This is a genomic window from Stenotrophomonas sp., from assembly GCF_059505245.1.
In genome coordinates, this window is sequence record NZ_JCACKF010000027.1 from 1 (window position 1) to 20,517 (window position 20,517).

The following is a 20,517-nucleotide window of genomic DNA, read 5'->3' on the forward strand; positions in this document are numbered from 1 at the left end:
GGGTCCGGTTGCGGGAGTGTCCGCGGCATGGATGCCGCGGCCAAGCCCCCATGGACGGGTTTACGGCGTCTCCCGCAACCGGACCCACCCCGCCATCCCACGGATAGCCCGCTGTCGCTGTTGCTGTTGCTTCGGCCGTTGCCCTGGCTCGTAGCAGGTGCAGGGCGCAGCCCTGCAGACAACACCCCCTCCCTGAGCATTCCGCGCAGTGGTTTGAGCGCCGTGCACACGCCGGCCACGGCACGCTGGGCACAACGGAACCGCCCGTCATCCACCGAGAACCGCCATGATCCTGCGTCCCCTGCCGCTGCGCGGCGCCCTGCTGCTGGCCCTGTCGTCCCTGCCGCTGGCTGCACTGGCCGAAGCCACCTCGCCCGCTCCCACCCAGCAGGTGCCCGGCGTCTACCACCAGCGCGTTGGTGCGCTGCAGGTCACCGCCCTGTTCGACGGCGTGGTCGCGCTGGGCCGGCAGGAAGTGGTCGACGTGCCGCCGACACTGGTCAGCCGCCTGTTGGAAGGCCGCTACGTACCGGAAGACAAGAAGGGCCTGCAGACCGCGATCAACGCCTTCCTGGTGCGCCAGGGCAACCACCTGACCCTGGTCGATACCGGCACCGCGCAGTGCTTCGGCCCCGGCCTGGGCCAGGTGCTGGGCAACCTGCGCGCCTCCGGCGTGGACCCGGCCGAGGTGGACGAGGTGCTGCTGACCCACGCCCACCCGGACCATCTGTGCGGCGTGCTCGACGCGCAGGGCAAGCCGGCCTACCCGAATGCCACGGTGTGGTTGTCCAAGGCCGATGCCGATTACTGGCTCAGCCCGGCCAGCGAGGCCACGGCGCCGAAGGGCGTGCGCTTCGCCTTCCCGCTGGCACGCAACGCGGTCGCGCCCTACCAGGCCAGCGGCCACCTGCGCACGTTCAGCCCCGGCGATGCCCTGCCCGGTGGCGCGGTGGCGATGGACACCCACGGCCATACCCCCGGCCATGTCTCCTACCGGTTCGACAGCCAGGGCCAGTCACTGCTGGTGTGGGGTGATGTGCTGCACTTCCATGCGGTGCAGTTCGCGCACCCGGAAGCGGCATTCGAGGCCGATTCGGACCGCAAGGCGGCCATCGCCAGCCGTCGCGGGCTGCTGCAGCAGGCCACCGCCAACGGTTGGTGGGTGGCCGGTGCGCACCTGCCGTTCCCGGGCCTGGGCCATGTGCGTGGTGAGGACCAGGCCTATGCGTGGGTGCCGGCGGAGTATTCGCCGTTGTGAGGGTGTGCCGACCAAGGTCGGCACCCACCCGATCGGGTAGCGCCCGGCTGCCCGGTAGCGCCCGGCTGCCAGCCGGGCGACCGTAAATGCCTTATTCCAGCCCCAGCCAGCCGCCGATCACGCCGCGGGCTTCGTCCACGCCGGTGCGGTCCTCGCCGGAGAACACCTGCACGCTGACGCTGTCGCCATAGGCCGATTGCAGCTCCTTGCGAACCTTCTGCAGGGACTGCATCTGCTGGCTGCGGCTGAGCTTGTCGGCCTTGGTCAGCAGCGCGTGCGCCGGCAGGCCACGCTGCACGGCATAGGACAGCATCTGCCGGTCGTAGTCCTTCAACGGATGGCGGATGTCCATCACCACCACCAGCCCCTTCAGGGCTTCGCGGGTGCGGAAATACTTGTCGATGAAGGCCTGCCAGTGCGCCTGCAGGTCCAGCGGCACCTTGGCGTAGCCATAACCTGGCAGGTCGACCAGATGTGCTTCCGGGGTGACCTGGAAGAACACCAGCTGCTGGGTACGGCCAGGGGTCTTGGAGACACGGGCCAGGGCGTTCTGGCGGGTCAGCGCGTTGAGCGCACTGGACTTGCCGGCGTTGGAGCGGCCGGCGAAGGCCACTTCAGCCCCTTCGTCGGGCGGCAGCTGCCGCACGTTGTGGGCCGAAAGGTGGTAACGGGCGCGTTCGATGAGCAATGACATGTGCCTAGGATCGCATGTTGCGGCGCCGCGCGCCCGTGCCGGCGGCCTCTGCGGGCATTTTGCTGCACTGCTGCGTTGACCGTGCGCGGAAACGGCGTTGATAATCCGGGCGATGCCGGCGGCCACCGCCCGGCCCGGTCCATACGGAGCTTCAGCATGCGCCACGCTCGCGTTCTTGCCGTATCCGCCCTTGCCACTGCTGTAGTCGTTGCCGCTGCTGCGTTCGCGCAGACCACGTTGACCCCGCTGCCCGACAACGGGCCGATCAACACCGCCTCGCTGGAGGTGGATTTCAGCAAGACCCACTGGGGCGATGCCAAGGCCGGCCAGACCAAGGCGACGGCCTGTGCGGCCTGCCATGGCGCCGACGGCAATTCCACGGTGGAGATGTATCCGTCCATCGCTGGCCAGAGCGAACGCTACGTGGCCCAGCAGATGGCCCTGATCGCCAATGGCCAGCGCAGTTCCGGCGCCGCGGTGGCGATGGTGCCGTTCGTGCAGAACCTCACCCCGCAGGACATGCGCGATATCGGCGCCTACTTCGCCACGCAGAAGGCCAACGCGGGCATCGCCGATGACACGGCGGTCACCGACGGCCCCTACAAGGGCATGAAGTTCTACGAGATCGGCCAGCAGCTGTACCGCGGCGGCGATGCCAAGCGCGGCCTGCCGGCCTGCATGGCCTGCCACGGCCCCAGCGGTGCCGGCAATCCCGGCCCGGCCTATCCGCACCTCGGTGGGCAGCACGCCAGCTATGTCGCGCGCCGCCTGCAGGAGTACCAGGCCGGCCAGACCAACGAGACCGACAAGGCGCACTTCCAGATCATGGCCACGGTCGCGCAGAAGCTCAGCGAGCAGGAGGTGCAGGCGCTGTCGAGCTACCTGCAGGGCCTGCACAACAAGGCCGACGATGTGGCCGCTGCGGCCACGCCGACGCAACCGGCTGCCGCCCCCTGACCACCACTGGTCGGCCCGGGCCGCGACGCCGGCCCACGGCTGCGGTATGTTTCCTTCACGCCGGCGACCGCGCCGGCGTTGCTTTTTTCAACGGAGATGCGTGTCGATGAGGTTGATTTCCCGCCTGCTGTTGTCCGTGCTGGTGCTGCTGCCGCTGGCAGCCTGCGCCGCCACCCCCGCCAATGCCCCGCTGGTCGAGGGCAAAGACTACGAGCGCATCGCCCAGCCAGGCCCGTTCCAGCCGCTGGCCGGCAAGATCGAAGTGGTCGAGGTCTTCGGCTATACCTGCCCGCACTGCGCCCATTTCGAACCGCAGCTGGAAGCCTGGGCGGCCAAGCTGCCGGCCGACGTGCGTTTCACCCCGGTGCCGGCGGCCTTCGGTGGCGCCTGGGATGCCTGGGCACTGGCCTACTACGCCGCCGACGAAGTCGGCGTGGCCAAGCGCAGCCACGCTGCCGTGTTCAAGGCCCTGCACGAGCAGGGATCGCTGCCGATGCAGAACGTCTCGGCCGATGAGCTCGCCACGTTCTACAAGGCCTACGGCGTGACCCCGGACCGCTACCTCCAGGCGCTGCGCGGCGATGCCGTGCAGAAGAAGGTCGAGGCCGCGCGCGCGTTCGCCCAGCGCACCAAGATCCCGGGCACTCCGGCCATCATCATCAACGGCCAGTACCTGGTGCGGGGCAACAGCTTCGACGACCAGCTGCGCATCGCCTCGGCGCTGATCGCGCAGGCCCGCGCCGCCCGCGGCCGCTGAACCAACGCCCACCCTCGACACGGCGCTGTCGCCGCCGCATGTCATCATTTCCCCCTGGCTGGCGCCTGGCGCCGGCCCCCACCTTTCCAGATGCTGGAGACGTTTCCATGAAGATCCGTTACGCCCTCGCCCTCGCAGCGCTGCTGCCGATCCTGGCTGCCTGCAAGGCTGATGACGGCAGCACCAACACCACCGCGGCCCCGGCCGCACCGGCAGCCGCCCCGGCCACCACCGAACCGGCCGCTGCGCCGGCCACGGGCAGCGAAGGCACCGCTCCGGCTGCCGCCGAAGGCGAAAAGGCCCCGGCCGAAGCCGCCCCCGCCGCGGCGCCGGCCCCGACCACCGCCGCGCTGACCGGCCCGGCCCCGGTGGAAGGCGCCGATTACCAGGTGATCCCGAACGGCCAGCCGTTCCAGCCGGCTGCCGGCAAGATCGAAGTGACCGAGATCTTCGGCTACGTCTGCCCGGCCTGCGCCGCATTCCAGCCGCTGGTCGGCCCGTGGAAGGCCGGCCTGCCCAGCGACGTGAACTTCGTCTACGTGCCGGCCATGTTCGGCGGCACCTGGGATGACTACGCCCGTGCCTTCTACGCCGCGCAGACCCTGGGCGTGCAGGAAAAGACCCACGAAGCGCTGTACGCCGCCATCCACTCGCAGAAGACCCTGAAGGGCGAGCGCGGCCGTGACTCGGTGGAAGACATCGCCAAGTTCTACGCCGCCTATGGCGTGGATCCGAAGCAGTTCGCCGCCACCATGGGCAGCTTCGCGGTGAACGCCAAGACCAACTCGGCCAAGCAGTTCGCCCAGCGCAGCCAGATCAGCGGCACCCCGTCGATCATCGTCAACGGCAAGTATCTGGTGAAGGGCAAGAGCTTCCCGGACATGCTGCGCATCGCCGACCACCTGATCGCCCGCGAACGCGGTGCGGCCCAGGCTCACTGATCCAAGAGAAGCATTTCCCGGCCGTGAATTCCCCCCGTACACGGACCCTGCGCTTGCTGACGGCCAACATCCAGGCCGGCTCAAGTACCCGCCGCTACAGCGACTATGTGACCCGCAGCTGGTCACATGCGCTGCCGGCGGGGCGCAAGCGCAGCAGCCTGGACGCGATCGCCACCCTGGCGCGCGACCATGACATCGTCGGCCTGCAGGAGGCCGACCCGGGCAGCCTGCGCTCGGGCTTCACCAACCAGACCCACTACCTGGCCCAGCGCGCCGGCTTCAACTACTGGAGCCACCAGCCGAACCGGCGCATGGGCGGCGTGGCATCCAGTGCCAATGGCCTGCTGAGCAAGCTGGAACCGGTGGAAGTGCAGGACCATGCCCTGCCCGGCCGCATCGGCGGGCGCGGCGTGCTGCTGGCCAAGTTCGGCGATGGTACCGATGGCCTGGCGGTGGCGGTGGCGCATCTGTCACTGGGCGCGGGCTCGCGGATGTCGCAGCTGGGCTTCATCGCCGAGCTGCTGTCCGACCACCCCAACGCGGTGCTGATGGGCGACTTCAACTGCCTGGCCGAACGCCCGGAAATGCAGGTGCTGTACCAGAAGACCCGGCTGCAGCCCCCGGGCTGCATCGTGCCGACCTTCCCCAGCTGGCGCCCCGACCGCGCCATCGACCACATCCTGGTCAGCAGTGGCCTGCAGACTCGTACCGTGGAAGCCGTACCAGCCGCGTTCTCCGATCACCTCGCCCTGGCGATGCAGATCGACGTCCCGGCCGACACCCTGCGCTGACTCGCCCTTACGGTAGGTGCGGACCGTTGGTCCGCACGCTCTGCGCCGGGCGCCGCCCGGCGCCCCCTAAATCGGGGCATAAACGACTTAATCCCCTCCGTCCCCTTTTTTCAGGCGGTGACGGGTGCCTTCAGGCGCCGCGCGGTCATCGTGCTGCCCACCGAGGCCAGCACCGTGCAGCCGATCGCCAGCCACTGCAGCCCATGCAGGTGCTCGTGCAGCAGAAGCATGGCCCACAGCGCGGCCACCGCCGGTTCCATGCTGATCAGGATGCCGAAGGTCTCCTTCGGCAGGCGCTTGAGCGCCATCATCTCCAGTGACATCGGGATCGCGCTGGACACCAGCGCCACCAGCAGCCCGGCGGCCAGGATCTTCGGGTCGAGCAGCGCGGCACCGGCATGCGCCACGCCCACCGGCACCACCACCAGGGATGCCGCCAGCAGCCCCAGCGACACCGAATGCCCGGCATGCAGGTGGCCGGCACGCTTGCCGAACACGATGTACAGGCCCCAGCACGCCGCAGCCCCCATCGCATACAGCACGCCAGCGGGATCCAGCGCCGGACCACCGCCGATCGGCAGCAGCAACAGCAGCCCCACCGCCGCACAGCCCACCCAGAGGAAATCGATCGGCCGTCGCGACGACAGCATGGCCACCGTCAGCGGCCCGGTGAATTCGATGGCCACCGCGATGCCGAAGGGAATGGTGCGCAGGGCCATGTAGAACAGCAGGTTCATCAGGCCCAGGGTGAGGCCGTAGCGCAGGATGGTGATGGCATCCGGGCGGCTGGTCTTCCAGCGCCACGGCCGCCAGAACAGCAGCAGCAACAGCGCCGAGAAGCCCACGCGCAGCGCGCTGGTGCCCTGCGCGCCGATCAGCGGGAACAGGTGTTTTGCGTAGGAGGTGCCGATGGCCAGCGAGGTGACCGAGCCGAGCACCGCCAGCGCCGGCAACATCGGCGCGAGTCGTGAGGTCTGCATGGGCAAAGTCTATTGCGCCAGCGCCGAGCACTTGGCTCAATTGACAGCCCGTTCGTGCAACTTCTGCTCGCCATGGCCACCGCCCCCGTGCTCGACAGCTTCGACCGCGCCATCCTCGACCTGCTGCAGCGGGACAACACCCTGCCGCAGCGCGAAATCGCCGAGGCCGTGCACCTGTCCACGCCGGCCGTGCAGCGCCGCATCAAGCGCCTGCAGGACAGCGGCGTGATCGCGGCCAATGTGGCGGTGATCGCCGCCGCCCAGGTCGGGCGGCCACTGACCATCATCGTCGAAGTGCGCGTGGTCAGCGAGCAACGTGATCACGTGGCGCCGTTCAAGCGCCGCGTGCAGGACGACCCGGCGGTGCAGCAGTGCTACGCGATCACCGGCGATGGCGATTTCCTGCTGCTGCTTTCGGCGGCGTCGATGGAAGAGTACGAGGCCATTACCGAGCGGTTGTTCGGCGGCGATGACAACATCGAGCGCTTCCGTACGTCGGTCGCGCTGGGGACGTTGAAGCGCAGTTTCGAAGTGCCGCTGGCCCCGGTTCTGTAGCGCTGAGCCATGCTCGACTGCGCTTTGACCGCACAGCAACAGCCGCCGAGGATGGCTCGGCGCTACAGTCGGAGACCATGGACACATCGCCCTCCCCCGCCCGTCGCCTGCGCCGCTGGTTGCTGCGCGGCCTGTGGCTGGCCATCGCCCTCATTGCCGCGATGGCGCTGTGGAACAGCCCATGGGCCGCTGCGCCGAAGCTGCTGTGGACACTCTCTCGTATGCCGCCGGCCACGCAACTGGCGGTGCCGGTGGACGGCGTGCGGCCACGCCAGATCGCCGACACCTTCGGCGCACCACGTGGCCGTGACCGCTCCCACGCCGGCATCGACATCTTCGCCAAGCGCGGCACCCCGGTGCGCAGTGCCACCGCTGGCGTCGTCGTGGATGTCAGCGAGCGCGGCCTCGGTGGCCGCCAGGTCTGGGTGATCGGGCCCGGGCGCGAACGTTACTACTACGCGCATCTGGACGACTGGGCCGAGGGCCTGTCGCGCGGCCAGGTGGTCCAGGCCGGCGACCTGATCGGGCATGTAGGCGACAGCGGCAACGCCAAGGGCACGCCACCCCACCTGCACTGGGGCATCTACGGCGCCGATGGCGCGCGCGATCCACTGCCGCTGCTGCGCTGAATCCCATCTACTGCGTCGCGCCCTGCGCGAGCGTCTTCCTCGTTCATGATTTGTAAATAGGAATAGTTCGTATTACCATTTATTTCGTTTCCGGTGGTGCCAGGACGGCCTGCCCGCCCGTTTCCCACCCGTAGCGCCTCGCCTTCTGGATGCCGGCCGAGCGCGCGTGCTCGTCCAGGACCCCCATGACCCGTTCCGCCTTCCGTATCCCGCAGCCGCAGCGGCTGTCCGTTGCCGTGCTCGCCATTCTCAGCGCCGTGGCCCCGGCCGCCTTCGCCGACACCGCCGCCGACCCGACCACGCTGGACAAGGTCGTGGTCAAGGGCGAACGCGCCGAAGGCTATTCGGTGCGCCGCACCTCGGCCGGTACCCGCTTCGACCTGGCTCCGCGCGAGATCCCGCAGTCGGTCAGCATCATCAGCCACCAGCGCATCGAAGATCAGAAGCTCGACGACATCATCGACGTGCTGGCCAACACCACCGGCGTGACCAGCACCCAGTCCGACAGCGAGCGCACCGAGTTCTACGCGCGTGGGTTCTACATCGATGCCTACCAGTTCGACGGCCTGCCGACGCAGATGGTGCAGAACTGGAGCTACGGTGATTCCGGCCTGGATCTGGCGCTGTACGACCGCGTGGAAGTGGTGCGCGGCGCCACCGGCCTGCTCAGCGGCGCCGGCAACCCGTCCGCTTCGGTGAACCTGATCCGCAAGCATGCCGACAGCGCCGAGCTGACCGGCAGCGTGTCGGTGAACGTCGGCAGCTGGGGCCGCACCCGCACCACGGTGGATGTGGGCAGCGCGCTCAACGCCAGCGGCAGCGTGCGCGGGCGCGTGATCGGCAGCTATCTGGATACCGACGGCCAGATGGACCGCTACAACCAGCGCAAGACGCTGGGCTACGCCGTCATCGATGCCGACCTGACCCCGGACACCCAGCTGAGCGTGGGCTACGACTACCAGCAGAAGCGCGCCAATGGTGCGACCTGGGGCGGCTTCCCGATGTGGTACGCCGATGGCAGCCCGACCAACTACCCGACCTCGTTCAATCCGTCGCCGGACTGGACCTACTGGGACACCACCAGCAAGCGCGCGTTTGCCACCCTGCAGCACGCCTTCAGCAACGGCTGGAAGTTCAGGATCGGCGCCACCCACGACCGCACCAACGCCGACGACAAGCTGTTCTATCCGTCCTACACCGCGTTCGACAAGGCCACCGGCACCGGCGTCACGCCGATGGCCGGCTTCTACAACACCGAGCGCAAGGTCGATGGCATCGATGGCTACATCGACGGCCCGTTCCAGCTGTTCGGCCGCGAGCACCAGTTCATGGCCGGCCTGAGCTACAACAAGCGCGAATTCGCCAACTACGGTGACTTCCAGATGGGTGGCCCCGGCACCGGCTGGAATCCCTTCAGCTCCTATCTCGACTGGACCGGCAACATCGCCCAGCCGAACTGGAACCCGCTGGCGCTGGCCAGCCAGGGCACCATCACCCAGAAGGCCAGCTATGCCGCCACCCGTCTGTCGCTGGCTGATCCGCTGAAGCTGATCCTCGGTGCGCGCTACACCAACTGGAAGAGCGAAGGCGAGAACGACGACCGCGAACACAAGGTGACCACCCCGTACGCCGGCCTGGTGTATGACATCAACGATACCTACTCCGCGTACGCCAGCTACACCGAGATCTTCCAGCCGCAGACCGCACGTGACCGCAACGACCGTTATCTCGACCCGGTCGACGGCAAGAGCTACGAGGTGGGCGTCAAGGGTGCCTGGTTCGACAACCGGCTGAACGCCTCGCTGGCGGTGTTCCGCATCGAGCAGGACAACGTCGCCCAGGTCACCAGCGAGCCGATCATCGGCCGTCCGGGTGAGTTCGCCTCGATCGCCGCACGCGGCACCGTCAGCCGTGGCTTCGAATTCGAAGTGAACGGCGAACTGGCACCGGGCTGGAACGCGACCTTCGGTGCTTCGCGCTATGTGGCCAAGGACATCAGCGGCGCCGACATCAACGCCAACCTGCCGCAGACCGCATTGAAGCTGTTCACCAGCTACACCCCGCAGTCGCTGCAGGAACTGACCATCGGTGGCGGTGCCAACTGGCAGAACCGCATCTATTACGCCGCGCCGGTGGTGGGTCGCTTCGAGCAGGAAGGTTACGCACTTGTCAGCGCCTTCGTGCGCTACCGCATCTCGCCGGAGTTCAGCGTGCAGGCCAACCTCAACAACCTGCTGGACAAGAAGTACTACTCGCAGATCACCGGCTACGGTGCGTACGGCGATGGCCGCAATGGCTCGCTGACGTTCACCTGGGCGTTCTGATCAGACGCGGGGTTCGCACGCCCCGCACCTGTAGAGCCGAGCCCATGCTCGGCTCAGAGAATCAGCCGAGCGCGGGCTCGGCTCTACACCCGCAAGGCAGCGCCGGAACTGACCGGCGCTGCCACCGTCACATCAGAAGCGCAGGTCCGCGCGCAGGTACCAGTAACGGCCACGCGGGATGTCGTAGGTCGAAGCGTCGTAGCCGTTCAACGAGCACGACAGGCAGATCGGCGGATCCTTGTCGAACACGTTGTTCAGGCCCGCGGTCAGCTGCAGCCCCTTCATCCAGTCGATCTTGTAGCCCACCTGCATGTCGTGGAAGGTGGTGGCCGACAGCGTGTTGGTGCCCGCAGCCTGGTTGCTGCACACCGGGAAGGCCGCCGCATCGCCGCAGTTCTCGGTCAGCTCGGAGATGTGGCGCACCGTCCAGTTGGCACTCCAGCGATCCATCGTCCAGCCGAGGCTGGCATTGCTGGTCCACTCCGGGATCGAGCTGTCGGCCACTTCCACGCCCGGCTTCTGCGGCTGCTTCTGCCCGGCCGCGCCAGTGGCCTCGTAACGGCCGACGAAGGTGTTCTTCCACCCCAGCTTGAACTGGCCGATGGAGGTCTGCGGCAGCGTCCAGAACAGATCCACGTCCCAACCGTCGGTCTTGATCGAACCCAGGTTGGTCAGGCGGTTGTTGAAGCTGCTGACCGCACCGGTGCTGGCACGGGTGATGCCGTTGCAGTAGATCGGGTCCAGTGTATCCACGCACAGGTCCAGCTGGGTCTGCGCGTTGATGGCCTGGATCGCACCATCGATGGCATGGCGGTAGAAAGTGACTTCCACATCGAAGCGCTCCGACCACGAGGCGTTGTTGCCGAACCACGGGCTCCACACGAAGCCCGCGCTGAAGCTGCGCGAGCGTTCCGGGTCCAGCTCGCGGTTGCCGCCGGTGGTCACCGAGATCTGCGAGTTGGCCTGCTGGAAGCCGGCCGGGACGCCCAGTGCAGCACAGTTGGCCGCGCTGCCACGCGGCGGCGTGCCGCCCAGGCCCACCGAGCACGGATCGAACAGCTGCAGGTCGGCACGTGCGGCAGAGCCGTACAGCTCACCGATGGACGGTGCGCGGAAGCCCTCGGCGTACGTGGTGCGCAGCACGAAGTCATCGGTCACCTGCCAGCGCAGGCCGTACTTGGGCGTGAACTCGCCGCCGAAAGTGGAGTAGTCCGAATAGCGGCCGGCCAGGCTCAGGTCCAGCTTCTTGCCGAACGAGGAGTCGGCGAAGATCGGCACGCTCAACTCCAGGTAGGCCTCGTTGACGTCGTAGGAACCGGAGGTCGGTTGCGACGGCACGCCGTTGTAGTGGCCGATCACCGTCAGCGGATCGGGCTGGTAGGCGCCCTTGTACTTGCGGTACTCGAAGCCGGTGGCGAAGGACACCGGACCGGCCGGCAGCGAGAACAGCTCGCTGGACAGGTTGGCGGTGAACAGGCTCAGTTCGTTCTGGCTGCGGTCGCGCACCACCGGCTGGATCCACTTCAGCATGTCCGGGGTGATCGAACCGGCGCCACCGAAGATGTTCAACGGCACGCAGCCAGGCGTGGCCGCGCACACCGCGGGATCGCCCAGCGCCATGTTCACCTTGTAGATGTCATAGCTGCCGTAGTTGGTCTGCTCGGCCTTGTTCTTGCTGTACATGCCGTTGACGTCCCAGTACCAGCTGCGGTCGGCGGCATGGAAGTCACCGACCAGGCCGGTGGCGAAGTAGGTGGTGTCCACTTTCTGCTTGAACACGCGCGCACCGCCCTCCACCGGGCGACGACCGATCAGGCTCATGTTGTCGCCGGAGACGAGATCGAAGCCGAACGGGTTGTACGGGTTCAGGCGCGAGACCACGATGTTGTCGGCCAACGGATTGCCGGTGGCGCCATCGGGGCCGAAGAACAGCGGCTCGGGGCCGGCCTGGTTGGTCGACTCGCGGCGGTTGCCCAGCGCCTTGATGTACCACTGCACGTTGTCGGTGATGTCAAAGCGGAACTGGCCGAACAGGCCTTTGCGCTCCGACGGCGTCAGCACCATGTTGTATTCGGCGAAGTTGAAGCGGTCGGCGGTGGTGAAGCAGTGATAGTCATCCGTGCGGCTGCAGCCGGCACTGCCGTCGTACCGCGGATTGCTCACGCCGGTATTGGGCACGATGTTCTGCACCGCACCGGTGTTCGGGTCGGTGAACATGAAACGGCCCTGCGGAATACCACCGCTGCCGAACGCCAGGCCCGTACCGGGAATGGGGAAGCGTGACTGCTCGCGATCCTTGGCGAATACCGGGTCCTGCTTGGTCCAGCTGGCGCCCAGGAACAGGCTGAAGCGATCGCCACTCTTGCCCCAGGCCAGGTCCACGCCCTTCTGCGTGCCGTCGCCCTTGCTGTACTCGCCGTAGTTCAGCGTCACCTGCCCACCATCGAAATCGCGGCGGGTGATGATGTTGACCACGCCGGCGATGGCATCGGAGCCGTACAGCGACGAAGCACCGTCCTCCAGCACCTCGATGCGCTCGACGATGGCCAGCGGAATGGTGTTGAGGTCGGTGGCCGAGCCCACACCGGACGCCGACGATTCATTGACCCAGCGGATGCCGTCGACCAGCACCAGCACGCGCTTGGCACCCAGGTGGCGCAGATCGACCTGCGCCGAGCCGGCACCCACGCCACTGCCATCGGGCGGGAAACCGAAGTTGCCGGACGAGTTGAACTTGGCGTTGAGCGCAGAGCCGGAACCGGTGAGCTGCTGCAGCACTTCGCCGATCGAGGTCAGGCCGGTGCGTTCGATGTCGCCACGGGTCAGGGTCTGGATCGGGACCTGGCCCTCTACTTCAGCGCGCTTGATGCGGGTACCGGTGACTTCCACCGCGTCGAGGTTGGTGGTGGATTGTGCAGCGGCACCCAGGGGTGCCAAGGCCATCACGCACAGCGTGACGGCAACCGCCAACGGGCGGTGGTGCAGGTGCTTCATTCGCTCTCTCTCCAAAGGAATGTCGGGACATGGACTGCCGCGCTCCCCCCTGCATGGCGGCAGCGTCTCCTTTGTAAACAAGCGGTAAAAATCACGGCGTGATGATCGACACTCTTTCACGCGGAATTGACGCAATTGACAGCCATTTACGTCAGATGAGGACCGATTAGAACCGGACGGTACTGTTCACCGCCCTCCACTTTGATGCCGGCTGCGTCAGCGCGCGCCGAGATCCGCCACAGCTCATCAAGGGGACTTGTCGGTGCGGGCGCTAGTGACCGGGCGCGTCGACGCGCAGCCCATGCTGGCTCACGGCCAGCAGCACGCGTGCCATGTCTTCGTAGTCGGTGTCGTCAGCGGTCGCCAGGTGCACCCAGGGGCGATGCTGCTGCGGCATCTGCTGCGCCTGCACCAGGTGCCGCTGCAACGCGACAGCGTCGAGCGGCTGGCCATTCCAGAACATCGCTCCCGCCGCGTCGATGCGCAGGTGGATCGGCTGGGGTGAGGACGCCGGCCAGGGTGGGCACGAGGTGCGCTGCTGGAACGCCAGGAGGCCGGTCGCCTGCGCCATCGGCAGCGTGGTGATCACCAGCGCCAGCAGCACCAGTAACACATCCACCAGCGGTGCCAGATTGGGGGTGGCCATCAGTGAGGCCGCGTGCTGTGTCCCGTATCGCATGCCACGTTCCCTCGCAGGAAGAGCGGCCTGCCGATGGCAGGCCGCCCGTTGCCGGACTCACCGCACGAAACTCACCGCACGAAGGCAATGCGCTCCATGCCAGTGGCTTCGGCCGCAGCCAATATCCGCGCCATGCCTTCGTACTCGGCCGCCGGATCGGTGGCGATGCGCAGCTCCGGCAGGTTGCCGGCATGCTCGCCGGCCTGCGCCTGCAGGCGCCCCTGCAGATCGCCGATCGCCATCGGCTGGCCATCCCAGCTCAGCTGGTTCGACGCATCCAGTCGCAGCTCGATCGGCGGCGGCGGTTCGGGGCGATCGATCGTGCGATCGGTGGCCTGTGGCAACTGCACGGGAATCGGCCGGGCCACGATCGGCGCGGTTACGATGAAGATGATCAACAGCACCAGCATCACATCCACCAGTGGCGTGACATTGATGTCCGCCAGCGGGCCGCTTCTTCCTGCGCTACTGAACGCCATGTGCCGCTCCCTGCAGCCGGGCGGTTCGCCCAAGGCCGACGTTACGACGCCTGCGCCCGCCTGCGGCAGGAGCCTGTGCGGAGTCATTCAGCTATCGTTGCCCACGCATTGCGTGCACGCAATGCGAAACTGAATTCAGCCACTGCCCGCTATGCTGCATGCCATGACCCGACGCTCTTCGACCGCCCTGTCCCTGCTGCCCTTGGCCACCACGCTGCTGATCGGCTGCGCCAATGCCCAGTCCCTCGATGCCCAGAACGCGCAGTTGAAAGCCGCGATCGCGGCCGCCGAACGCGGCCAGTTCGATCCTGGCCAGGCCGCTGCGCTCAGCCGCCATCCGGCGTATGGCTGGCTGGAGTACGCCAACCTGCGCCGCAACATCGACACCGTCGATACCGCGCAGGCACAGGCCTTCCTCAAGCGCTATGAGGGCCAGGCCGTGGCCAGCACGTTCCGCAGCGTGTGGCTGCCCTCGCTCGCCCGCCGCCAGGACTGGCCGACCCTGCTGGCCAACTGGGCGCCCACCGACAACGCCGGCCTGCGCTGTGCGCAGCTGACCGCGCGCCAGGTGACCGGCAAGGTCGATCCGCAGTGGATCAGCGAAGCACAGGAGCTGTGGCGCAAGAACGGCAAGCCGCTGCCGGACAGCTGCGATGCGGTGTTCACCGTGCTGCAGGCACAAGGCGGCCTGAGCGACGCCCTGCGCTGGGAACGGATCGATGCTGCCGCCGACGCGCAGCAGCCCGCCGTGATGCGCAGCGCGGCCCGCGGCCTGCCTGCCACTGACCTGGCACTGGCCAACACTTACGCCGCCTTCGTCGACAAGCCCAACGCCAGCGCCCTGAACTGGCCCCGCAACGAGCGCAGCCGGCGCATCGCCACCGATGGCCTGGCCAAGCTGGCCAAGGCCGACCCGGCCGCCACCGAACAGCAGCTGCCGCAGTACGCGCAGGCACTGGGGCTGAGTGCCGCCCAGCAGGGCCAGGTGCTGTACCAGATCGCGCTGTGGACGGTGGCGTCCTACCTGCCCGATTCGGCACGCCGCCTCAACGCGGTGCCGGAGTCGGCCTATGACGAACGCCTGCACGAGTGGCGCGTGCGCGAAGCGATGTCCCGCGGCGACTGGACCGCGGCGCTGACCGCCATCCGCAAGATGGGCAGCAAGCAGCGCAGCGACCCGCGCTGGCGCTACTTCGAAGGCCGCATGCTGGAGAAGACCGGCCAGGCCCAGCAGGCGCAGCCGCTGTTCCGCGAGGCCGCGCGTGCATCGACCTTCCACGGCTTCCTCGCCGCCGACAAGCTGCAGCAGGGCTACACGCTGTGCCCGTGGCAGCCCAACGACAGCGCGCAGGCTCAGGCGGTGATCGCGCGCGACCCGGCCATCCAGCGCGCAATGGCGTTGTACCAGATCGATCGCGCTGGCTGGGCCGTGGCCGAATGGAACAGTGCACTGTCGCGCTTCGATGACACCCAGCGTCGCCTCGCCGTGCGCGTGGCGCAGGACAACGGCTGGTTCGACCGCGCCGTGTTCGCGCTCGGCAAGCAGCCGCAGGAGCAGCGCCTGTACGACCTGCGCTTCCCGCTGCACCACGACGCCACCATCCGCCGCGAATCGGCACGCAACGCAATCGACCCGGCCTGGGTGGCGGCGGAGATCCGCGCCGAGAGCACCTTCACCCCGCGTGCGCGCTCGCCTGCCAACGCCATGGGCCTGATGCAGGTGCTGCCAGCCACCGGTGCCGGCGTGGCCAAGTCGATCGGCCTGACCGGCTACGGCGGCGCCGACAGCTTGTACGACCCGGACACCAACATCGCCATCGGCACCGCCTACCTGCGCCAGCTGATGAACAAGTACGACGGCGTGCCCTACGTGACCATCGCCGCGTACAACGCCGGCCCGACCCCGACCGCACGCTGGCAGAGCCAGCGCCCGGGCTTTGATCCGGACCTGTGGATCGAGACCATCAGCTACAAGGAAACCCGCGAGTACGTGGCCCGCGTGCTGGCCTTCAGCGTGATCTACGACTGGCGCCTCAATGGTGATGCGCTGCCGCTGAGCGATCGCCTGATGGGCCGCCTGGTGGACAAGCGCAAGCGCTTCAGCTGCGCCGCCAACGCCGACCAGGGCGGCGATTGATCGCAACACAGTACTGCCGGCCGCTGGCCGGCATTCCCCGGCATCCACTCGCTGGGGAGGGAAACGATGAGCCTGCTGGCCTGGATCGGGCTGGACGCTGTATCGGTAGTGCAGGCCGCCGGCCGGCAGCTTCGGGGTGACTGCGGTTGCCGGCCAGCGGCCGGCACTACCGGTGCGTCTGCGCCGGGCATGCGATGATTCCAGCCATGAAGATCTATCTTGTCGGCGGCGCCGTGCGTGACCGCCTGCTGCAGCGACCTGCCGGCGACCATGACTGGGTGGTGGTCGGCGCCACGCCCGCGCAGATGGAAGCGCAGGGCTTCACCGCCGTCGGCCGCGATTTCCCGGTGTTCCTGCACCCGAAAACAGGTGAGGAATACGCGCTGGCGCGCACCGAGCGCAAATCCGGCCGTGGCTACCGCGGCTTCGTGGTCGATGCCGACCCGGCAGTGACGCTGGAAGAAGACCTGCAGCGCCGCGACTTCACCATCAACGCGATTGCCTGCGACGAAGACACCGGCACGCTGGTCGATCCCTACGGCGGTGTGCGCGATATCGAGCAACGCGTGCTGCGCCATGTCGGCCCCGCGTTCGTGGAAGATCCATTGCGTGTGCTGCGCGCGGCGCGCTTCATGGCGCGCTTCGCACCACTGGGCTTCACCGTCGCCGAAGAGACCATGGCGCTGATGCGCGAGGTCGCCGCCAGCGGCGAGCTGGACGCGCTGGTGCCCGAGCGCGTCTGGCAGGAGCTGCGCAAGGCGCTGGTCAGTGAACGGCCCTCCGCCTTCCTGCGCACGCTGCACGATGCGCAGGCACTGGGCCCGATCCTGCCCGAGCTGGAAGCGCTGTATGGCGTGCCGCAACGTGCTGAGTTCCACCCTGAAGTCGATACCGGCATCCACCAGGAAATGGTCAGCGACATGGCTGCCAGGCTGGCGCCGGGCGATGACCTGGTCGGCTTTGCCGCGCTTACCCATGACCTGGGCAAGGGCCTGACCCCGCCGGAGGAATGGCCGCGCCACATCATGCACGAGCAACGCGGCATCAAGCCGCTGAAGGCCTTGTGCGCACGATTGAAGATTCCCGCCGAACACCAGCAGCTGGCCGAAGCGGTGTGTCGCGAGCACTTGAACGTGCACCGCATCGACGAACTGCGCGATGCCACCGTGCTGGAACTGCTGGGCCGCTGTGATGCGCTGCGCCGGCCGGAACGCGTGGCCCGCATCGCACTGTGCTGCGAGGCCGACAAGCGCGGCCGGCTCGGCTTCGAGGACGCCGACTACCCCCAGGGCGAAACGCTCAAGCGCCTGCACCAGGCGGCGCTGTCAGTGCAGGCGCGGGATCTGGATACCACGCATCTGAAGGGCCCGGCCATCGGCGAAGCGCTGGCCAAGGCGCGGGTGAAAGCCATCGCCGCCGCCCGCTGATCCGCAACCGCCGTGGCGGCCTCGCACCGACTCCCATGGGTAGTGCCGGCCGCTGGCCGGCACCCCTATATCACTGGCTTCAGTGCGCCATCCCACGGGTAATCGCCGCCGCACGCTGCTTCAGCTGGGCCACGGCATCGGGAATCATCTCCATGCCCACGTCCAGGCCCGGGTTCAGCACCAGGCCGACGCCGTCGCCGATACCGGCCAGCAGCGCGTGCACCGCGATCGGCATGGCATGGGCAAACTGCGGCAGCTGCTCGTGCCACAGGCCGGCGCGCTCGGGCGCGGTGAACACCGCGAACATCGGCTCGCCGCTCTCGCTGGTCAGCACCAGCGGCGAGATGCTCTCGTCCCAGGCGCCATCCTCACCAATGGCCTTGTCCAGCAGCACGAACGCCGTCGAGGTCAGCAGGCCGTCGAGGAACTGCGCTGCGGTCAGCGTGCCGTCCTGGGCCTGCAGCAGGCGCACCTCGAGATCGTTGAGGGGTTCGAACGGGGTGTCGTGGTCCATGGTCGGTTCCGGTACGTGGTTGCAGGGCAGACTTTAACAGGCCCGGTCCTCAACCGATGTATCCGTGCCGCCACATCCAACCGGCCACCGCCAGCGCAGCGACCCCCACCAGCATCAACGGCAGGCCGAAGCGGTGCCGCCACGGGATCGGCACCCCGCCCAGCTGCTGGTCCATGGTCTCGGTATCCAGCACCCAGCCGTGCTCGCACCGGGTACAGGCCAGCTCGTAGCGCCGCTGGTAGGTGAACCCGAACAGCAGGTCGATGCGCGCCATTTTGTAGCGCAGCTGCGGAGCGAACTCGGTTTCCGTCTGGCAGCGCAGGCAGTGGTGCGCTTCGGTGGGGCCGACGATCAGCACCCGTTCCTGTTGGCCGATCAGGATCATGTCCGGTTGACCTGGCAGGCGGGCTGGGCCAGCAGCCAGGCCTGGGCGGCGGCCACAGTGGCCGCGTCACCCTCGACGCGCTGGTCGGGTTCGATCTTCAGGCCATCGCCACGATCATTGCGGTCCCGCATCACGCTGGTGGTCAGCAGCAGGCGACTGCCATCGGCAAGCGTGTGCACGACATTGCCGGTGGAGACGCCCGCGGTCGGCTGGCCGAAACTCCGCGCCTGCGGGCGGCCACGCCACGCCAGCACCGAGGCCTCGCCCGAACTGCCGGTGCGGGGCCCGAACAGCACCGCCACCGGTGCGCCAGGCTGCCGCACTACATGGCCGGACTGGCCGAAGTCCAGCAGCGGCCTGCCCGCCAGCTGCACCGCAGTCGCCGTCAACGTCCAGCGCTGCGGCCCTTGCGCGGTTTCGAACGCGCCGACGTCCTCATTGTTCACCACCGAGGTGCGCAGCAGCGGTGCCATGCCCAGCAGCATCGGCCACATGGAGCCGCCACCGTTGTCCCGCAGGTCAACGATCCAGCCACAGCGCGCGCCGTCGTCCTTGCTGCGGATGACCTGCTGCCACCGCGCGGCACGCTGGATGTCCTGGCGGAATTTTTCCTGCGGCGTCGCGCCCGGCGAGGAGGCATAGCCCTCGATGACCACCCAGCCGATGCGCGCATCCACCGCATCAGCGGCCTTGGCCCGGTCCACGGCGGCGGCACCGGCCTGCTGCGCACGCGCGAGGGATTCGCGCTGACGCTGGGTCGTGGTCCACGCACCATGGTGGCCGGTGCTGAGCGCAATGGCTTCGCGCAGAACGGCCAGCCGTTGCGCGGGATCCCCCTGCGCCGATTGCAGGCGGATGCGGATGGCGGGCCAGTCCACCCGATCGCGATACAGCGCCTGGCGTTCAAGCAGATTGAGGATCTCGGCCTGGGCCTCCGGCGAGGGCACCTCGACCGCGCCTGGCGTATCGGCCATGGCGACGGTCGCCAGCAACACGAGCATCAGCGCGCCGATGCGACGCACTCCCTTGCGAACCTGCATGCGACGCTTCCTTGTCGTTGAATCAGGACCGCAGCATAACCGGGGCATGATCGCTTGCGCCACGCGCGAACTGTCGTATTTGCCTCCTCCGCAGATTGCAGGCAGACACGCTCACTGCGATCACAACATTACAACTTTGCCCATGTCATCGCGGCGTACAACACGCCAAGGTGGCTTTGCCGGCGCCTCCTGCGCTGGTCGGGATTGGCGTCCTGAATGAAGTTTTTCACGAGCAGGCTTGCAACGTCGTTGCCGGCCCGAACAATGCACCGTCCGTCGTTCTGCGGCGGGCGGTGCGAGGGGATCCCCGGATCCGCCGGCGTCATTCCTCGTGAAGAGCTTCACCGGCACGCCAACCCGCACCGCCCGCCACCTTGCATCCCGCAGGTGGCCTCGCCTCGTGAGGTTGCCGCCATGAACACGCCCCACCCCACCTATCCACGCCTGCATGCACTGCTCGGCGGTGCACTGCCCGGCCTGCAGCTGTCCAACGCCGCAGCCGAAGCGTTGGAAGGTGCGCTCGCCGAAGTCAACGAACAAGCGCCGCCATCGGCGTTCTTCACCCGGTTGCGCGGCATCGCTCACAACCACGCAGCCGACGGCCAGGCGTGGCGCGAGCAGCAACTCAGCGAGGCGCGCGGCCGGGACTTGGCCGAGGCAACGCGCTGCCTGGCGGCAGTGTCTGCGTGTGGGGGCATCTTGTTGGCGGCGCAGTCGGCACGCGAGATGGATGATGCGCAGGCGCAGTGTCCGCCGCAGGTGGAGGAAGGGCTGCTACATGCGGTGGTCGTGTTGGCCGATCATGCCGGGGCGTTGGTGGAACCGGATGCATGCGCACCGCTGTTGTAGAGCCGAGCCTATGCTCGGCTGCGCGGAGGTCATGGCGTCGGTGGGATTCGTGCCGACCAAGGTCGGCACCTGCCAGAGCAACGTCATGGCGCCGGTGGGATTCGTGCCGACCAAGGTCGGCACCTAC

General features: G+C 67.8%; 19 protein-coding genes. 11 read left to right on the forward strand and 8 right to left on the reverse strand.

The features are described 5' to 3' along the window. The first annotated feature begins 286 nt into the window (after positions 1-286). A complete protein-coding gene (locus tag AC5JLE_RS11160; RefSeq protein ID WP_496065306.1) occupies positions 287-1,258 on the forward strand; it encodes an MBL fold metallo-hydrolase in 972 nt (323 codons plus the stop codon). A gap of 91 nt (positions 1,259-1,349) precedes the next feature. Here the strand turns inward: AC5JLE_RS11160 and yihA are convergent, their stop codons facing one another. Next, on the reverse strand, positions 1,350-1,952 hold the full coding sequence (gene yihA, locus AC5JLE_RS11165) for a ribosome biogenesis GTP-binding protein YihA/YsxC (RefSeq protein WP_005411022.1): 603 nt from the start codon (positions 1,950-1,952) through the stop codon (positions 1,350-1,352). A gap of 156 nt (positions 1,953-2,108) precedes the next feature. On the opposite strand from yihA, the gene AC5JLE_RS11170 reads away from it, so the two are divergent. From AC5JLE_RS11170 to AC5JLE_RS11185, 4 genes are all read left to right on the forward strand, one after another. After that, positions 2,109-2,909: a c-type cytochrome gene (locus AC5JLE_RS11170; protein ID WP_014648400.1), complete on the forward strand. Its 801-nt coding sequence runs from the start codon at positions 2,109-2,111 to the stop codon at positions 2,907-2,909. 106 nt (positions 2,910-3,015) lie between these two features. Next, complete coding sequence (locus tag AC5JLE_RS11175; RefSeq protein WP_032960695.1) at positions 3,016-3,666, forward strand: thiol:disulfide interchange protein DsbA/DsbL; 651 nt, start codon at positions 3,016-3,018, stop codon at positions 3,664-3,666. A gap of 107 nt (positions 3,667-3,773) precedes the next feature. Then, entirely contained in the window at positions 3,774-4,607 is an 834-nt protein-coding gene (locus AC5JLE_RS11180; RefSeq protein WP_049404057.1) for a thiol:disulfide interchange protein DsbA/DsbL, read from the forward strand. A 53-nt stretch (positions 4,608-4,660) separates the two neighbouring features. Beyond that, a complete protein-coding gene (locus AC5JLE_RS11185) occupies positions 4,661-5,398 on the forward strand; it encodes an endonuclease/exonuclease/phosphatase family protein (RefSeq protein ID WP_014648403.1) in 738 nt (245 codons plus the stop codon). Between the two features lie 110 nt (positions 5,399-5,508). Here the strand turns inward: AC5JLE_RS11185 and AC5JLE_RS11190 are convergent, their stop codons facing one another. Continuing rightward, positions 5,509-6,378, reverse strand: a complete 870-nt coding sequence (locus AC5JLE_RS11190; RefSeq protein WP_049404062.1) for an EamA family transporter — start codon at positions 6,376-6,378, stop codon at positions 5,509-5,511. A gap of 72 nt (positions 6,379-6,450) precedes the next feature. Here AC5JLE_RS11190 and AC5JLE_RS11195 point away from each other — a divergent pair, with 72 nt between their 5' ends. The 3 genes from AC5JLE_RS11195 to fhuE all read left to right on the forward strand — a co-directional run bounded on the left by AC5JLE_RS11195 (position 6,451) and on the right by fhuE (position 9,886). Next, a complete protein-coding gene (locus tag AC5JLE_RS11195) occupies positions 6,451-6,933 on the forward strand; it encodes an Lrp/AsnC family transcriptional regulator (protein ID WP_134966053.1) in 483 nt (160 codons plus the stop codon). Positions 6,934-7,010: 77 nt separating this feature from the next. Next, positions 7,011-7,562, forward strand: coding sequence for a M23 family metallopeptidase (locus tag AC5JLE_RS11200; protein WP_496065307.1), 552 nt, complete (start codon positions 7,011-7,013; stop codon positions 7,560-7,562). 185 nt (positions 7,563-7,747) lie between these two features. Beyond that, on the forward strand, positions 7,748-9,886 hold the full coding sequence (fhuE, locus tag AC5JLE_RS11205; protein WP_496065308.1) for a ferric-rhodotorulic acid/ferric-coprogen receptor FhuE: 2,139 nt from the start codon (positions 7,748-7,750) through the stop codon (positions 9,884-9,886). A 132-nt stretch (positions 9,887-10,018) separates the two neighbouring features. On the opposite strand, the gene AC5JLE_RS11210 is transcribed toward fhuE, so the two are convergent. The 3 genes from AC5JLE_RS11210 to AC5JLE_RS11220 form a co-directional block, all read right to left on the reverse strand. Beyond that, positions 10,019-12,880 carry a TonB-dependent receptor plug domain-containing protein gene (locus AC5JLE_RS11210; RefSeq protein WP_032957323.1) on the reverse strand — a complete coding sequence of 954 codons (2,862 nt, stop codon included), beginning with the start codon at positions 12,878-12,880 and terminating at the stop codon, positions 10,019-10,021. A 271-nt stretch (positions 12,881-13,151) separates the two neighbouring features. Then, positions 13,152-13,526, reverse strand: a complete 375-nt coding sequence (locus AC5JLE_RS11215) for an ExbD/TolR family protein (RefSeq protein WP_080354459.1) — start codon at positions 13,524-13,526, stop codon at positions 13,152-13,154. Between the two features lie 104 nt (positions 13,527-13,630). Beyond that, complete coding sequence (locus AC5JLE_RS11220; protein ID WP_014648410.1) at positions 13,631-14,038, reverse strand: ExbD/TolR family protein; 408 nt, start codon at positions 14,036-14,038, stop codon at positions 13,631-13,633. 151 nt (positions 14,039-14,189) lie between these two features. Between AC5JLE_RS11220 and AC5JLE_RS11225 the strand changes: the two genes are divergently transcribed. Both AC5JLE_RS11225 and AC5JLE_RS11230 read left to right on the forward strand, forming a co-directional pair. Further along, positions 14,190-16,175 carry a transglycosylase SLT domain-containing protein gene (locus AC5JLE_RS11225; protein WP_496065309.1) on the forward strand — a complete coding sequence of 662 codons (1,986 nt, stop codon included), beginning with the start codon at positions 14,190-14,192 and terminating at the stop codon, positions 16,173-16,175. Positions 16,176-16,381: 206 nt separating this feature from the next. Next, positions 16,382-17,602 carry a multifunctional CCA addition/repair protein gene (locus AC5JLE_RS11230; RefSeq protein WP_262216801.1) on the forward strand — a complete coding sequence of 407 codons (1,221 nt, stop codon included), beginning with the start codon at positions 16,382-16,384 and terminating at the stop codon, positions 17,600-17,602. 79 nt (positions 17,603-17,681) lie between these two features. Here AC5JLE_RS11230 and AC5JLE_RS11235 read toward each other — a convergent pair whose 3' ends face one another. The 3 genes from AC5JLE_RS11235 to AC5JLE_RS11245 are packed head-to-tail and all read right to left on the reverse strand — an operon-like array spanning position 17,682 to position 19,541. After that, a complete protein-coding gene (locus AC5JLE_RS11235; RefSeq protein ID WP_005419309.1) occupies positions 17,682-18,116 on the reverse strand; it encodes an SseB family protein in 435 nt (144 codons plus the stop codon). 49 nt (positions 18,117-18,165) lie between these two features. Continuing rightward, positions 18,166-18,501, reverse strand: a complete 336-nt coding sequence (locus AC5JLE_RS11240) for a hypothetical protein (RefSeq protein ID WP_014648413.1) — start codon at positions 18,499-18,501, stop codon at positions 18,166-18,168. Then, a complete protein-coding gene (locus AC5JLE_RS11245; protein ID WP_049403911.1) occupies positions 18,498-19,541 on the reverse strand; it encodes a S41 family peptidase in 1,044 nt (347 codons plus the stop codon). Before AC5JLE_RS11245 ends, AC5JLE_RS11240 begins: the two co-directional genes overlap by 4 nt. A 414-nt stretch (positions 19,542-19,955) precedes the next feature. Here AC5JLE_RS11245 and AC5JLE_RS11250 point away from each other — a divergent pair, with 414 nt between their 5' ends. Continuing rightward, positions 19,956-20,390: a hypothetical protein gene (locus AC5JLE_RS11250; protein ID WP_049403913.1), complete on the forward strand. Its 435-nt coding sequence runs from the start codon at positions 19,956-19,958 to the stop codon at positions 20,388-20,390. Positions 20,391-20,517 lie beyond the last annotated feature (127 nt).

Excerpts from the sequence above, each read along its gene's own strand:
- AC5JLE_RS11160 (WP_496065306.1), top strand. The coding sequence starts at position 287 with ATGATCCTGCGTCCCCTGCCGCTGCGCGGCGCCCTGCTGCTGGCCCTG.
- AC5JLE_RS11245 (WP_049403911.1), bottom strand. The coding sequence starts at position 19,541 with ATGCAGGTTCGCAAGGGAGTGCGTCGCATCGGCGCGCTGATGCTCGTG.
- AC5JLE_RS11220 (WP_014648410.1), bottom strand. The coding sequence starts at position 14,038 with ATGGCGTTCAGTAGCGCAGGAAGAAGCGGCCCGCTGGCGGACATCAAT.
- AC5JLE_RS11250 (WP_049403913.1), top strand. The coding sequence starts at position 19,956 with ATGAACACGCCCCACCCCACCTATCCACGCCTGCATGCACTGCTCGGC.
- AC5JLE_RS11195 (WP_134966053.1), top strand. The coding sequence starts at position 6,451 with ATGGCCACCGCCCCCGTGCTCGACAGCTTCGACCGCGCCATCCTCGAC.
- AC5JLE_RS11235 (WP_005419309.1), bottom strand. The coding sequence starts at position 18,116 with ATGGACCACGACACCCCGTTCGAACCCCTCAACGATCTCGAGGTGCGC.
- AC5JLE_RS11230 (WP_262216801.1), top strand. The coding sequence starts at position 16,382 with ATGAAGATCTATCTTGTCGGCGGCGCCGTGCGTGACCGCCTGCTGCAG.
- fhuE (WP_496065308.1), top strand. The coding sequence starts at position 7,748 with ATGACCCGTTCCGCCTTCCGTATCCCGCAGCCGCAGCGGCTGTCCGTT.
- AC5JLE_RS11170 (WP_014648400.1), top strand. The coding sequence starts at position 2,109 with ATGCGCCACGCTCGCGTTCTTGCCGTATCCGCCCTTGCCACTGCTGTA.
- AC5JLE_RS11190 (WP_049404062.1), bottom strand. The coding sequence starts at position 6,378 with ATGCAGACCTCACGACTCGCGCCGATGTTGCCGGCGCTGGCGGTGCTC.
- yihA (WP_005411022.1), bottom strand. The coding sequence starts at position 1,952 with ATGTCATTGCTCATCGAACGCGCCCGTTACCACCTTTCGGCCCACAAC.
- AC5JLE_RS11215 (WP_080354459.1), bottom strand. The coding sequence starts at position 13,526 with ATGGCCACCCCCAATCTGGCACCGCTGGTGGATGTGTTACTGGTGCTG.
- AC5JLE_RS11225 (WP_496065309.1), top strand. The coding sequence starts at position 14,190 with ATGCTGCATGCCATGACCCGACGCTCTTCGACCGCCCTGTCCCTGCTG.
- AC5JLE_RS11240 (WP_014648413.1), bottom strand. The coding sequence starts at position 18,501 with ATGATCCTGATCGGCCAACAGGAACGGGTGCTGATCGTCGGCCCCACC.
- AC5JLE_RS11180 (WP_049404057.1), top strand. The coding sequence starts at position 3,774 with ATGAAGATCCGTTACGCCCTCGCCCTCGCAGCGCTGCTGCCGATCCTG.
- AC5JLE_RS11200 (WP_496065307.1), top strand. The coding sequence starts at position 7,011 with ATGGACACATCGCCCTCCCCCGCCCGTCGCCTGCGCCGCTGGTTGCTG.
- AC5JLE_RS11175 (WP_032960695.1), top strand. The coding sequence starts at position 3,016 with ATGAGGTTGATTTCCCGCCTGCTGTTGTCCGTGCTGGTGCTGCTGCCG.
- AC5JLE_RS11210 (WP_032957323.1), bottom strand. The coding sequence starts at position 12,880 with ATGAAGCACCTGCACCACCGCCCGTTGGCGGTTGCCGTCACGCTGTGC.